Annotated in this window: 12 protein-coding genes and 3 pseudogenes; 6 read left to right on the forward strand and 9 right to left on the reverse strand. The window is 68.3% G+C overall.

Translation table 11 applies throughout. The annotated features are described in order from the left end of the window. Positions 1 to 113: 113 nt before the first annotated feature. The 5 genes and pseudogenes from ABZS64_RS36095 to ABZS64_RS36115 form a co-directional block, all read right to left on the reverse strand. A pseudogene (locus tag ABZS64_RS36095) lies at positions 114 to 457 on the reverse strand (DUF6009 family protein). A gap of 871 nt (positions 458 to 1,328) precedes the next feature. Further along, positions 1,329 to 1,529 carry a hypothetical protein gene (locus ABZS64_RS36100; protein ID WP_355838913.1) on the reverse strand — a complete coding sequence of 67 codons (201 nt, stop codon included), beginning with the start codon at positions 1,527 to 1,529 and terminating at the stop codon, positions 1,329 to 1,331. Positions 1,530 to 1,702: 173 nt separating this feature from the next. Further along, entirely contained in the window at positions 1,703 to 3,274 is a 1,572-nt protein-coding gene (locus ABZS64_RS36105) for a UvrD-helicase domain-containing protein (RefSeq protein ID WP_355838963.1), read from the reverse strand. Further along, on the reverse strand, positions 3,261 to 3,554 hold the full coding sequence (locus tag ABZS64_RS36110) for a hypothetical protein (protein ID WP_355838915.1): 294 nt from the start codon (positions 3,552 to 3,554) through the stop codon (positions 3,261 to 3,263). The genes ABZS64_RS36105 and ABZS64_RS36110 overlap by 14 nt, the downstream gene beginning before the upstream one ends. A gap of 394 nt (positions 3,555 to 3,948) precedes the next feature. Further along, entirely contained in the window at positions 3,949 to 4,479 is a 531-nt protein-coding gene (locus tag ABZS64_RS36115) for a DinB family protein (RefSeq protein WP_355838917.1), read from the reverse strand. A 356-nt stretch (positions 4,480 to 4,835) separates the two neighbouring features. Here ABZS64_RS36115 and ABZS64_RS36120 point away from each other — a divergent pair, with 356 nt between their 5' ends. From ABZS64_RS36120 to ABZS64_RS36130, 3 genes are read left to right on the forward strand one after another with little or no spacing between them, the layout of a single operon-like run. After that, positions 4,836 to 6,611 carry a Mucin-19 gene (locus ABZS64_RS36120; protein WP_355838919.1) on the forward strand — a complete coding sequence of 592 codons (1,776 nt, stop codon included), beginning with the start codon at positions 4,836 to 4,838 and terminating at the stop codon, positions 6,609 to 6,611. After that, positions 6,608 to 6,859 (forward strand): hypothetical protein, encoded by a 252-nt coding sequence (locus tag ABZS64_RS36125; RefSeq protein WP_355838921.1) that lies wholly within the window; start codon positions 6,608 to 6,610, stop codon positions 6,857 to 6,859. Before ABZS64_RS36120 ends, ABZS64_RS36125 begins: the two co-directional genes overlap by 4 nt. Further along, the gene (locus tag ABZS64_RS36130; protein ID WP_355838923.1) at positions 6,856 to 7,272 is read left to right on the forward strand and encodes a hypothetical protein; all 417 of its coding nucleotides are present in this window, start codon (positions 6,856 to 6,858) and stop codon (positions 7,270 to 7,272) included. The genes ABZS64_RS36125 and ABZS64_RS36130 overlap by 4 nt, the downstream gene beginning before the upstream one ends. Positions 7,273 to 7,646: 374 nt before the next feature. Here ABZS64_RS36130 and ABZS64_RS36135 read toward each other — a convergent pair whose 3' ends face one another. After that, positions 7,647 to 8,498 (reverse strand): IS5 family transposase, encoded by an 852-nt coding sequence (locus ABZS64_RS36135; RefSeq protein WP_355838925.1) that lies wholly within the window; start codon positions 8,496 to 8,498, stop codon positions 7,647 to 7,649. A gap of 29 nt (positions 8,499 to 8,527) precedes the next feature. Here ABZS64_RS36135 and ABZS64_RS36140 point away from each other — a divergent pair, with 29 nt between their 5' ends. Together ABZS64_RS36140 and ABZS64_RS36145 are read left to right on the forward strand one after the other, a co-directional pair. Continuing rightward, complete coding sequence (locus ABZS64_RS36140) at positions 8,528 to 8,875, forward strand: hypothetical protein (RefSeq protein ID WP_355838927.1); 348 nt, start codon at positions 8,528 to 8,530, stop codon at positions 8,873 to 8,875. A 221-nt stretch (positions 8,876 to 9,096) separates the two neighbouring features. After that, positions 9,097 to 9,900, forward strand: a complete 804-nt coding sequence (locus ABZS64_RS36145) for a thermonuclease family protein (protein WP_355838929.1) — start codon at positions 9,097 to 9,099, stop codon at positions 9,898 to 9,900. 55 nt (positions 9,901 to 9,955) lie between these two features. Here the strand turns inward: ABZS64_RS36145 and ABZS64_RS36150 are convergent. The 3 genes and pseudogenes from ABZS64_RS36150 to ABZS64_RS36160 form a co-directional block, all read right to left on the reverse strand. Beyond that, positions 9,956 to 10,087, reverse strand: a pseudogene (locus ABZS64_RS36150) (ArsR family transcriptional regulator); the annotation flags it as partial. 122 nt (positions 10,088 to 10,209) lie between these two features. Further along, positions 10,210 to 10,557: pseudogene (locus tag ABZS64_RS36155) on the reverse strand (recombinase family protein); the annotation flags it as partial. Positions 10,558 to 10,647: 90 nt separating this feature from the next. Beyond that, complete coding sequence (locus ABZS64_RS36160) at positions 10,648 to 11,874, reverse strand: helix-turn-helix transcriptional regulator (protein ID WP_355838931.1); 1,227 nt, start codon at positions 11,872 to 11,874, stop codon at positions 10,648 to 10,650. A gap of 157 nt (positions 11,875 to 12,031) precedes the next feature. Here ABZS64_RS36160 and ABZS64_RS36165 point away from each other — a divergent pair, with 157 nt between their 5' ends. Beyond that, complete coding sequence (locus tag ABZS64_RS36165) at positions 12,032 to 13,075, forward strand: NAD-dependent epimerase/dehydratase family protein (protein ID WP_355838933.1); 1,044 nt, start codon at positions 12,032 to 12,034, stop codon at positions 13,073 to 13,075. Position 13,076: the final 1 nt, after the last annotated feature.

Genomic DNA, 13,076 nt, shown 5'->3' on the forward strand with positions numbered 1-13,076 from the left:
CTGTCGACTCCACGGGCTCGTGCTCTGTCACGTTCTCACTGGTCATCGATGCATCTTCCATGATCGGGAGTTACACCGAACGTCTTACAGTCCCGCATGAGGAGGTTGCAGTTTTACAGCGGCAGCGTTATGCCCAGTTCCTGCATCGCGGTGGAGGGTGGCCCGCCTTCGGAGCGTTCAGTCTTGCGGACTTTGCTGGCGGGAGCGAGGGTTCTGGGGTCGATGGCCTCGGCCGGCGCTCCGGTGGCGTAGACGCCTTCGGGGTCGCTGTCACGGTCGTGCGGGAGGAGCCAGAAGACGCGGCGGACGAAGGTTCCGGAGGAGCGAGACGCCTTGGCTTGGGGCCGAGTTGGGCGTGGGTCCAGGCTCTGGCGTACGTAGTCGACGTCGGTGGGTCCTCGAGCCATACCAGGTCGGTTTCGTGGCTGATCTCGTCCTCAGTGATCAGCGAGCTCATGCTGTCTCCTCGTCGGCGATCATTCCGATGCCCAGGTAGTACTTGCGCTGGTTGGACACCGACCATTTTCCTTCGGTGACGGCACTCACCGCGCAGCGTCAGCGCGAGGGCGCCGGCCATGCGCGCAGTCATCAGTTGCGGCATCGGTGCGGCCGCTATCGGCGCCTGCCCTTGCCTGAACTCATCCAGTGCGACGGCCCCTGCCCCACCCGGGTGCTCGGGGGGACAGGGGCCGCATCTACCCCGTTGACTTGCGGGGGCGGCCGGTTCGCTTACGTTCCCATCTGTCGGCAAACGCTCGCACGGACGCTGCTGTGAACACTGGCCCCGACGCAAGGCGCGCTAGCGGGTGGGGAAAGTCAGGGCGAGTCTTCTCCAGTTCTGAGATGCGCTGGCGGGACACTTGGAGCAGTTCACCTGCTTCCTTGTAGCCCACCAGGTCTGCAGCGGGTGGGAATTCGACCTCTCGCTCGAAGTCGGCCACCGTCTGCACCCGGACGTCCAGCAGTTCGGGCTTGGTGTATCCGGCCTGGCGCAGTGCTGTTCGTGCGGTCTTGAGGGCGGCCTCACTGGCTTGCGTGAGCGTGGTTGCTTGCAGTCGCCACGACAACTTGAGGCGGTTAGTCCTAGCGTCGTGGCGAGTCGCACCGTGGACGACGGTGTGAAGGCACTCGTAGTCCTCGGGAGTGAGCGGATGTACGCCCCCGGCAGTGACGGTGGCATGCCAGTCCGTGGTCATTCCTACGGTTCCTATCTTCCTTGGTCTCTCGTTCCTTTTCGTGTCTTGTGCTCTCGTTGTGTCGTATCTCTGTCGCCCTTTCGAGCCCGGATGGGACGTCGGGGGCCGCGGGTAGTGCGGCCCCCTCCAGCCTCAGTCCTCCTCAGGGAAGGTGAGTCCGGCGTCTCGCAGCTGCTGAATGAGGCCAAACCAGTCACTCGCCGTCTCCGGCGTGTGAGAGAACGTGACCGTCATGTGGTCTCTTCGAAAGAACCACAAGCCGCTCTTGGACTGCCAGGTTTCGAACTCCTGCCGGTCACAGGCTGCAAGAAGTTGACCCATCCGGTCGGTCATACCTGTGGCACCTTAAATTCGTTGCCGACGTTCAGGACATAATACAGAAACTCCTGAGCGTCCGCAAGGACTTACCCGGCCATGCGAACATGCTGCCTACCGGCGTACGCGGCGAACAGACCGGTCGGTGGCTCGGCAGCGACTGGAGCAACACAACCCGCGATGGGCAGTCCTCAGCTGGTCCGGTCAACCCTCCTCTGGCGGCCGCCCCGACTGAGCGTGTCGCTCACTGCATCACCCCTAGATTTGCGTTCCGTCGCTTCCCTCGGTTCCTGAGAGTCTTCCCGGGTGTGCCCGTCGGGGTGGTCGTGGATCCAGGACAGGCCGCCGAGGTCGAGGCAGTGGCGAGTACGGGTGACGGCGACGTAGGCGAGACGTGCTTCGCTGTCGTCGATCGGGCCGGGGATTGGTCGGCCATTCGCATCCTGCTGGTCGGTGTCTTTGGGCGGACTGAAATCGTCGGCGATCCGTACGTTCGCCCATTCACGACCCTTGGCACGGTGGGCGGTGGAGACAGTGACGTCTGCGTCGGCCTCAGGGGTGAGTTGGTCGACGGCGGCGAGGATGGCATCCGGGCCGTGCTGGTCGATGAGGTCGACGAACGGCTTCAGATCGCTGCCCGCGGGATCGTGATCGGCGTAGTCCTGCAGTTCTCCCCAAGAGGCGAAGAGGAGGAGTTCGGGATGCCAGGTGCGGCGTCCCTCCTTCAGGTCGCGGGCGGCGGTTGCCAGGGCGCGCAGGCTGTCCCCTCCCCCGGCCAACGCCACGCGGTGCTTTGAGGCGAGGCGTGTCATGACTTCGGTCATGGCGCCGATGTTGGTCCGGCACAGCACCGCGTCGGGCTCCTCGACGGGGGCGAGTGAGGTGGGGATCGCGTCGGTGCCCGCGAGGCGGATCGGTGCATCGGCGATCGCCAGCCACCGGTTGGCCTCTTCTGCGAGGCGGGGGCCGAAGCGGAAGGACTGCGACAGGGTCAGGGCGTGGCCGTCGAAGCCGGTCATGACGTCGCGGGCGCCGCGCCATCCGTAGATGGCCTGGGCTGAGTCGCCGACCATCACCAGCTGGGCGTGGGCGCGTTGGAGGGTGAAGACCTGTTCGAGGACGGGGTTGGTGTCCTGGGCTTCGTCGAGGAGGAGGAAGTCGGCCTCGATCGTCGGGTCGGTGAGTGCCCAGAGTTTCAGGTAGTGGTCGTGGTCGAAGCGGACCACGCCGTCCTCGGGGTGTTGGAGGTCCGCCCAGGCCTTCTGAGCGAACGGCAGGACCACATGGGCGAGTTGGGTGTGCAGGTCCATGTCGTCGAGACCGCGCAGGCGCGGGACGTGATGGCGGGTGAGGGTGCGGTCGGCGGAGTGGCAGTAGCGGGTCACCGTGCGCAGCACGGTGTGAGACAGGGCCTTGTGCGTCACGTCGCGCTCGCCGATGCGCACCGTCTTGGTGATGCCGAGGGCCACGCCGGTCTTCCAGCCGGCCTGCCGGGGTCCGTTCAGGCGGCGGGCGTAGCGGTGGCCGATCGCGGCGAACGCGAGGGAGTGGGCCGTCTTGCAGGCCACGGTGGCGGGGAAGCGGGCGGCGGCATCGTGGGCGATGGCTTTGTTGAAGGCGATGTAGCGGCCGCGGCGCCGGGTGGAGGAGGCCAGCAGGACGAGGGTGCTGGTCTTGCCGGTGCCGGCGCCCGCTTGGAGGGCCAGGTGGTCGCCGGCGCGGAAGACGTCGGCGGCTGCGGTCTGTTCGTCAGTCGGATTCAGCACAGTCACGTTCCAGCGGCGTGTGGGTGAGGGTGCGCCCGGCGGCTGCCAGGAGCCGGGCGGGGGTGGTGCGGGCCAGCAGCATTTCCATCGCATGGTCGCGGTGCTCGGCTTCTTCACGGGCCTGGCGGGTCAGGGCGCGGTGGATGGCTTGCTGGACGAAGACGCTGGGTGGCTGGCCCAGCTGCTGGGCGGCGCGGCGGATGATGCTGTCGGCGCTCGGTCTGAAGTCGAGGGCGAGCGTGACGCGGTGGTCGGAATCCGGGTAGTGGGTGGCCACGACATCGAGCGGCAGCAGGCCGGCGAGTCGGCGGGTGAACGCGGCTCAATGCACGGTCCGGGTTGTTGGCCTTCGTCAGGGTCATCAGGCGGGTGCGGTCACAGGTGGCGGCGAGCGGCATGACGCGGACGGCACGCGCGAGTTCGGTGCGCGTAGCGGGCCGGGTCAGGATGGCAGTCCGCCAGCGCCAGGTCCGCGGCCTGGGACGCCGCGGCGTGCGCCCAGCAGCGCTGGGTGCGCCAGCGCAGCTGCTCCGCATAGTCGAGATGGGTGAGGTCGTAGACGGCGCCCAGGTCGTTGGCGTAGGCCTCGCGTCGGGCGGCGGTCCACTGGGTGTTTGTAAGTCCCTGTCGTTGCGAGGCGGACGGGGATCAGGCCCCAAGAGTGAGGGCGGTTACCGTCCGCCGCCAGGCATGAGACCGCGGAGCAGGGCGATCTGCCCCAGGTGAGCGAAGGAGTCCGTGATCAGCCCCTGCAAGCGTTCTTCGACCGTGTGGACGTTGCCCAACGTGGGGCTGACGACGGTCCGGCCGAGATCGCCACACGGTGCGGCCGACAGGTAATCCTCCGCCAGTTCGTGGACGTCACCGTGATAGGCGAGCAGTACCTGGCTCCCTGGGTTCCGGAAGGCCGTCGCCTGCGCGGCCGAGTGTCCGAGACCGGTGTCCGACGGATCCGCTGGACGACCGAAACGACCAGCCCACCCTTCCGACAGCCATCGTTGAGAATCGCCCATGATCTCGGACAGGTTCCGGTCCTGACCTCGGGCCACGTGCCAGGCGAGCCATCCCATGCTGTTGCTGCCGGGCGACGGCCTCCAATCGAGGGCAGCGTCCTCGACGCCGTCCACAGACTTGATCAATTCGCTACGAACTCGTCGGAAGAGCCCCAAAGTAAGCCTCTGCCACGCGTCTTGACCGACCACCTACGGCCCCTCTCACGCTGCCAGACGACGCAATGCAGACCTCATCCTGCAGCAGTTGGTCTTGGTGGAGCCGGATCAACTCCGTACACCCATGGAGCCAGAACAAACCGGTACAGCGGGGCCAACAGAAGTGCTTACAGACAACTGGGAGGCTCCAGCTGGCGGGAGCGTCATTCCGGTGGTGCTGTATTCCGGCGATGGGCAAGAGATCGCACAGAGGCGCAGAAACCCGCGCAGGCGGTCAAGGAACCGGCTGGTGCCCTGGCGCCCAACCTTCGTCCGTCCGGCCAGCCCGAGTCGAGGACGACGACGAGCACCAAGAGCAGCTGGCGGACAGCAATGCCACGACCGAGGCGTTGGCCCCCTCCCCCGCGCTGGCCGCCCCGGTCCCGGCGCCCGTTCCGGACGGGGCGCAGGAGCGGACGCTGCCGTCGATCCCCGAGGGTGAGGCGGGTGACCGCTGGTTTAGGGCCGAGAAGGATCTGGCGTCGACCCGGCCCAACTTCAAGCAGGCCGCCCGGCAGATGGCGTTCCTGGACACCGCGACCGGTGTGCTGGTGTGGCAGGGCGGAACGGTCACCCTGGACCTGGGGCGTGCGAGCGTCGCGGAGATCCTCACTGCGGTGTACGCAACGGTCCCGGCGGATGTGGAGCGCATCTACGTCACCGCCGGCGATCCGTGGCACCGGGACGCCGAGCGGCACCAGTTCTTGAAGGACGCGGTCGCCGACTGGCTGAACGGGCCGCTGCCGCAGGGCTGGGCGGTGGAGTCGTCGCGCGGCAAGGACCGGCAGGCGGGGCACCTGGTCCACCCGCGCAACCCGGTGGGCCGTTGGCAGCGCGGCAAGGACCAGCACACCGAAATCCGCAGCGTGGGCGAGTGGTTCGACTCGGCCGGTGCCGATCCGGCCACTGTTCGTAAGGCGTTCGTGTTGCTGTGGAAGGCCTTGAAGCGGCATTGGGACGATGTGGTGCTCATGGGCTCCCCGTCGCAGACGGGCCGGGACCTGTGGTCGCGGACCATCCCCGCGAAGGCCGGCGCCCGTTGGGCGGACGGATTCCCCGTCATGAGCCAGGAGATCCGCGGGCTGCTGCACGCCACCGCCGGGCAGGGCCGCACCGAGCTGATCACCCCGCCGCGCGTGCCGGAGCGGGTGCCCGGCTGGTACGAGGCCGACCGGACGTTCGCCTACGCCAAGCACACCTGGTCCTCCGGTGTCGGTGTGCCGCAGCGGGTGACCGCGGCCGCGTTCGCCGCCATGAGCGAGAAGGAGCAGACCGACGCGCTGTTCGCCCCCTCGCACTGGCAGGTGCGGGTGACCATCCCGAAGGAGTGGAATCATGTGGGCCTGCTGCCCGCGCCGGCACCTGGGGAGCGGTCGTGGCACTACCCGTATGAGGGCGGCCGGACTTTCGTGACGTGGGCGGGCGGCGCCGAGGTGAATCTGGCGCTGCGCAACCCTGTCCAGCCGTGGCGCATCGAGATCCTGGACGGCCTGGTCTGGGAGAAGGGTGACCCGCTCAAGGGCTGGGCAAACAAGCTGAAGGACGCGTGGCAGTCGCTGCGAGCGCTGGCCGAAGTCCATGGCGACGAGCGGCAGCGCCAGGCCGCGCGCCTCGCGTCGCGTGCGGTGCGGTCGATCCTGCTGTACGGGATCGGCACGTTCGCGCAGCGGCCCCGCATCACCACCGGCTCACTCGAGCTGGGCGCGGGCGGCGAGGTCCCCGAGATCCCGGACGGCGCGCGGCTGACCGGCCTCTCGGACACGCATGTCAGCTGGGAGCGCAACAGCGGCTTCGCCCGGGACCCGTACGCGCACCCGGACTGGGCGGCCGGTGTCTGGTCGGCGGCCCGGGCCGCGCTGCTGTCGGCCAGCACCGGCACCAAAGACCCGGCAACGGGCAAGCCGGTAAAGGCCGGTGCGCTGCACCTGCCGGTCGGGTCGATCCTCGCCTTCCGCACCGACGCCATTTACAGCTCCATCCGCCCCGACTGGCCGTACCGGGGCGAGCCCGGCGACTACCTGCTGAAGGGCGCCATGGCCTGGGAGCAGACCACTCCCACCACCGATGAGGAGTTCTACGTCCTGCAGGACCTCGGCCGACAGGCCCTCGAGGCGGAAGAGCAGTGAGCACAGAAGCGGCATGCGGCGGGACGTGGGAGCACGCGGCATGCGGCGCGTCCGGCGAAGCTCAGTGGGCCGACGAGGACACCGCCTCTTCGAAACACGACTGCGCCGGCGAGGGTGCGGCCACCTGGAGCGCCGAATGGCACTGCCACGACTGCGGCGTCTCGGGTGACGGCCAGTTCGACGACGACACCACGACGTACTTCGATCACGAGTGCGCCGACGACGAAGACCGGGAGGCGGTCGCATGACGCCGCGCAGAAGGCGTGCGACCGGCCGGGGGCGGCGGGCCCAGCGCAACGAGGCGGCCCGGCTGACCGAGCAGTTGATGGCGGAGGGGTTCTCGAAGAAGCAGGTCGGCGAGATTTTGGGCCGTAACCCCTCGCTGGTCAGCCAGTTCTTCACCAAGAACAAGGGCGGCAGCTTCGTGGAGGCGCTTCGGGCCGTGGTGCAGGAAGTCCAGGCCGGCGGCCCGCGTGGCATCGAGGCCCTGAAGGCCCTGGCCGCGGCCCACATCCAGCCGCGCCTGACGAGGGAGGGAAAGAGGGCGCGGGTACGGAGCCGAGACGTCGTACGCGCCGAGAAGACGGTGGGGAAGGGCGCAGAGCGGCACAAGGAGTGGACGTCCACCATGGCCCGGGCCGGTAAGAGGTCGCGCAGATAGGCGGCCGACAGGGCGGCATTGAGGGCGTGTACTCCAGTTAGGCTCAGAAGATCACTGCTTGCAGACAGTTACGAGGGAGCCATGGCCGTCACATACTTGATGCTCGCGCGGCTGCCTGAAGGGGGCTTGGGCCCTTTCGACGCTTACGAAAGCGCGGTCCTGCCCCTCCTTGCCGAGCATGGAGGGTGTCTTGAGCGCCGGCTGCGGACTCTGGACGATCAGGTCGAGGCCCACCTCATAACCTTTCCCAGCAGTGAGGATCTCGCTGCTTACCGGGCGGATCCCCGGCGTTCTGTCGCTGCTCCTCTGCTGGAGTCGTCTGGGGCAGCGGTCGAACTGCTCGCGGTACGCGACGTTTAGGCATGGCGTGGCGGTCATGGCCGGCGGTTCGGGCGTTGGTCCCAGCGGTGGGTCGTCCATGCCTGCCGGATCACACTGCGCACGGTGATGATCGTGTCGGCCAGGTCGAAGAACGCGTCGATGACGGTGGCGCGCCGCTCGTAGCAGCGGGCGAGCCGGTAGAAGGCGTTCTGCCAGGCGTGGGTGCGTTCGACGTGCCACCTCTGACTTGCCTGGATCGGTGCTTTCTCGCCTTTGTGCGCGATGCGGCCGTGCAGGCCGCGTTCGTCGAGCAGGGTGCGGGTTTTGTCGGAGTCGTAGCCGGCGTCCAGGTGGACGGTGATGTCGTCGGGTAACGGTCCGAGGTCGCCCAGGCGGTCCAGGGTCGGGGCGAGCAGCGGGGAGTCGTGGCGGTTGGCTCCGGCCAGGACGCGGCCCAGTGGAATGCCGTAACCGTCCGTCATGCCGGAGCGTTTCAGGCCCTGTTTGCCGCGGTCGACCGGGGAACGCCCGGCCACCTCGCCGCCGCCGGGGGCCTTGGTGATGGATCCGTCGACGGCGATCTGGTCGAGGACGAGGCCGACGATCCGGTCGTAGGAGGCCAGCGCGATCTGCTTGAGCCTGGCGAAGACGCCGTGCCGGATCCACTCGTCGCGGCGGTTGCGGACGGTGGTGGCCGAGCAGGTCGTGTCGGCGATCGCCCGGTAGGAGCAGCCGAAGCGCAGGAGCTGCAGCATCTTGTCGAAGACGATCCGGTCGCTGATGCGTGGGCGGTGGCAGCCCAGCGGATGGTCCGGGTGGTACTCCGGTCGTTCGGGCAGCAGGGCCGCGAATTGCTGCCGGGGTACCAGCACCGCGCCTATCTGCGCGACCTCTAAGCAGCACATCAGCTCTGGAGCGTCCCGGCTGTTATCCGGTGGTAGAGGACGCGGCCCGCTACGGCGGGCGGGTCGCCTTCACCGTCCGCGCCAAGAAAAAGGCGTTCAAGCACGATGCCGGCCGTCTGGCCGACTCCCCCGGCGTGCGGCGCAATGTCGTCAAGCGGCCCGACAGCACTGAGGAACGCTCCTACGGCCACAACGTCGGCGGACCCGGCTCGGGCGAGGAAGGTTTCGACGGCGCCCAGTTCAAAGCCATGGTCGACGCCGCTGGCGGGGACGTCGCAGCCGCAGTACACACATGGCTCACCGCCACCGGCCGCCTTGACCCTGACGCAGTCATCGTTGGCCTGGAGATCCGCGCCTGGAAGCCTCGAGAGGACTGAGTGGCCGTAGCAGAGATCCCCGACAGTAACGCTTCTGCGGGCTTGCGAAGGGTGCAATTCGAGGCCCGGGTGCTGTACTGAAGAGAAGAACCCCCAGAGGGGACGAGATGTGCCCTTCTCCTTCTCCAGACCCAGCCGGCTGGCGCCGTAATGCCGTCCGGAGCTCCCCTCCTGGACGTCCACGGCGTCTGAAGCATCCCTGGATCACTGCGGTACTTGTCGTGCTCGTAGCGCTCCTGGGCCTCGGCGTACTCGGAGCGCTTCTGGGGGAAGAGGACGGTCCCGCCCCAAAGTCACCCCCCGTCGTCGGCAAGACGACGCAGCCCCCGTCAGAAGCCCCAGCAGGTACCCCCTCCGCAGCCGTTCAGAAGCCGTCGAAGACCACCCCACCGTCGGCCACCGGGCAACCGAAGAAGGCACGGCCGAAGGCGCCACTGCGCGCAGTCGTCCTGCGTGTGATCGACGGCGACACGATCCAGGTACAAGGTGATGGCAGGATCATTCCCGCCGGAACCCCGGCCAGGGTGCGGCTGCTGGAGATCGACACCCCCGAGAAGGGCGCCTGCTTCGGCCGCGACGCCACGACCCGCACCGCCAAGCTTCTCGCTCCGGGCCAAAGGCTGAGAGTCGAACGTGACGTCCAGCTCAAGGACCGTTACGGCCGATACCTGCTCTACGTATGGAACGAGCAGGGCGTCTTCGTCAACAAGTCCCTCGTTGAAAGCGGTCACGCCAAGAGCGTGCTGTACCAGCCCAACGACAAGTACTGGGCCGAGATTTCTCAGGCTGGCGACAGAGCCCGGCAGGCCCGCAAGGGACTATGGTCGGCGTGTCACACCACCCCCCGGACGACGCCCCCACCAGCGGATTCGGACCTTGACCGACCCCCCGGGCTCCCGGCAGGACCGCCAGCCGGCATACCCGACGTGGACTGCTCCGATCTCCCCGGCCCTGTCTGGGTCGGCCGCACCGACCCACACCGCCTCGACAGGGACGGCGACGGCATCGGCTGCGACGCCTCCTAACGCGAGATCATCCGCCTACGTTGGGGTCACGCCGGTAGTGCTCCAGGATTGAACGCTATGGAATGATCTTGGCCGTGGTCTTCTTGGGCTGACGTGGGACGGTCTTGGTCTTGTCGAGGTGTCCATACACCGTCGACCGTGGCACGCCGAACATGTCGGCGATCTGCTGGACCGTCTTCTCCCGTTCGCCGTAGAGGCGTTGGGCGAGCGCGGCCTGGTCGTCGGTGAGTTGGGGCGGCGCCCGCCGACCCGGCCGCGGGCCCGAGCGGAGGCGAGTCCGTCGTTGGTGTTCGCCACGATCAGCTCACGCTGGAGCTCGGCGAGCACGGACAGCATCCCGAACATCGCGCGGCCCTCCATGGTGGAGGTGTCGATGCCCTGCTCGATGACGTGCAGTCCGATGCCGCGCTCGCGCAGGTCGGCGCCGAGGGTTACCAGGTGCAGGACGGAACGGGAGAGCCGGTCGAGTCGGGTGACCTTGGTGTCGCCCTCGCGCGTCAACTGCATGACGAGGTCGAGCTTGGGGCGGGAGGCTTTTGCGCCACTGGCGACGTCGACGTGAATGTTGTCGCGGTCGACGCCGTTGCGGAGAAGCGCGCCGATCTGGTGGTCGGGGTTCTGGTCGGCCGTCGAAGTGCGGCAGTAGCCAAGAAGCATTTTCGGAAACTACCTCAACGACCGTCTGCCGACACTCGCCCCCGCAATCACAAACTCGCAGGTGGACACTGTCGCAACTCGCGTCGGAAATCAACGTCGGTGAACGGTCGTTTGCCGACACTGGGGGGGCCGGCTTGTTGCTCGTGTCAAACGGCGAGGCGTTCCTGGGCGTACTCGCGCAGCTCGACGATCGGCTGTTCGGTCCGGCCGTCCAGGCGGCGGACGAGCGCGGAGACGAGGTCGACGCAGCGGGCGGCCCCGGAGTCGAGGGCCGGCGTCGGCGTTGACGTCCGCGATCGACATCCAGGAGATCACCGGGGGTGTCTCCTGTGGGCGCATCCGTTCCAGTTCCGTCTCGGCGGACGCCAACGCGCGCCTGGTACCTGGGCGGTCGTGGAGTACTGCGCAGGCCCGTGCCCGGCGTACGTCGAGCAGCGAGCGGGCGGCCGGCGTGCGGGTACGGGAGCGGGCGTGCTCCAGGACGCGGACCGCATCTGCGGGCCTGGAGAGCCAGGTGGCCTGGTAGGCGAGATCGGACAGAGCGACGGCGGCCAGGTCGCGGTCTCCGGCTTGGTGGGCCGCGTGGACGGCGGCCTGCCAGTGGCGTTGGGCGTCGGCGTGCCGGTCGGCATCGAAGCGTAGCCATGCGGCGCAGTGCGCGAGGTCGGCGGCAACGGCGTGCAGGCGCCGGCGGGCTGCCGACGTATAGCGGTCCTGGGCGATGAGGTCGATCGCGGTGTGCAGATGGGCATCGATGAGTCCGGAGACCTGCGAATGCGGCCCGGCGGACAGGGCCCGCAGTTCACCGGACCGCTGCTCCAGCCACTCCAGTAGTTCCCCGTCCACGCTCTGCCCGCCGAGGGCCTGGTGCAGGTGGCGCGGCTCGATGCGGGCCCACTCGGCGGCGAGGTCGACCAGGGTGCTGCTGCTGAGTACCAGAAAGGATCGTCGATCCATGCGGGTGACCTGAACCTCTCGCAGGGCTGCCCGGCTTCCCGACGGGCTGAACGGGGCGGGTTGTTCCAAGGCGGGCAGCCAGTCGGGCCAGCCCAGTGCCTCGACGGTGACTGGGGGCACATCGAGCAGGCAGGCCAGGAGCGTCTGGCTCTCTGGGCTCGGCGTGATTCTCTGGGTTTCCCAGCGCCAGATCCGGTTGCGGTCGATGCCGCTGCGCAACCCGTGCTGTCGGGCCTGGGCACGCAGCAGCCGGGCGAGGTCGTCCATGGACCAGTGATGGCGCCGGCGCAGATGTGCCAGCGGATGCCGGTCCAACTCCATGCCGCCCCCAAGCGTCGGCGCCGATGCCTCCTCTTCCACGATGCCGCACCCGGGCGTGTTTCGAGGCCGCTTCGCCAGGGCCGGGCACACACAGGCCACACAACCATCCCCTGGGGCACGGTGGTTGGCGGGTGCTGTTCTGGTCCATGCCGCTGCCGCGCATCCTGCGCGGCAGTTTGGAGAGGGGTTGACCTGCGTGAACGCATTGGATCGCTTTGCTGCTCTGTCCGGTGCCACTGTGACGGTGACCGGTGGCTTCGGGCTCGTGGGCAGCCGCATCGTGCACAGGCTCCGCGCGCTGGGGGCCAAGCCGCTGGCCGTGGGCCGGCTCGACGCGTACGGCTCGTCCGTGTACTCCTCGGTCTTCGGTATCTCTCCTCGCGACCCGGACGTGATCGCGGGCGACATCACTGACGCCGCGCTGATGGACGACCTGGTCGCGGGCAGCGATGTGGTGATCCACGCCGCTGCGCTGGCTGATGTCGCGGAGTGCACGCGTAACCCGACGGCCGCACTTCAGGCCAACGTCCACGGCACCCAGACCGTGCTGGATGCCGCGGCCCGGCATAGTGGCACGCTGAGTCGGCTGGTCTTCGTCTCCTCGGCCAGCGTCTACGGCATCGGCACCGGCTCTTCGGATGTAGGGGCCCGGTTCAGCGAGAGCGACCCGCTGACGCCCGGATCGATCTACGCCAACACCAAGCTGTGGGGCGAACACCAGACCGCACTGGCGCTTGGCGGCCCCGATGCCTCGTATGCGGTGGTGCGGTACTTCTCCGTCTACGGCGAACCGCAGGTGGTCAAGGAGAACAGCCACAGCTGGGTGGTGGCCTGGTTCGCGATGCGGGCCGCGCTCGGTCTGCCGCTGCACCTCAACGGCGGCGGCCGACAGGTCCGCGACTTCGTACACGTCGACGACATCGCCGAGGCGACACTGTTGGCGGCGGTGACGGACCGCGCCCACCGTGCGACCGTCAACGTCGGCACCGGGCGTGCCACATCCATCCGGCAGGTCGCCGACCTGGTGCACCGGCACTATCCCGTTGCGCAGATCATCGAGACGCCCCGTCCGCCGGGCGACCCTCTGGGGGCCTGCGCCGACATCTCCCGGATGCGGGAGGTGCTCGGCTGGGCTCCGCAGGTGGACATCGAGAACGGCGCCCGCCGCTACGTTGAGTGGCTGGCCCGGACTCCCGAGGCGATCCCGGCGTGGCTGCACACCGAGGCCCAGGCCGCGTGAG

This window comes from Streptomyces sp. NPDC005408, from assembly GCF_040606445.1.
Lineage (GTDB): Bacteria > Actinomycetota > Actinomycetes > Streptomycetales > Streptomycetaceae > Streptomyces.

Excerpts from the sequence above, each read along its gene's own strand:
- ABZS64_RS36100 (WP_355838913.1), bottom strand. The coding sequence starts at position 1,529 with ATGACCGACCGGATGGGTCAACTTCTTGCAGCCTGTGACCGGCAGGAG.
- ABZS64_RS36130 (WP_355838923.1), top strand. The coding sequence starts at position 6,856 with ATGACGCCGCGCAGAAGGCGTGCGACCGGCCGGGGGCGGCGGGCCCAG.
- ABZS64_RS36135 (WP_355838925.1), bottom strand. The coding sequence starts at position 8,498 with ATGTGCTGCTTAGAGGTCGCGCAGATAGGCGCGGTGCTGGTACCCCGG.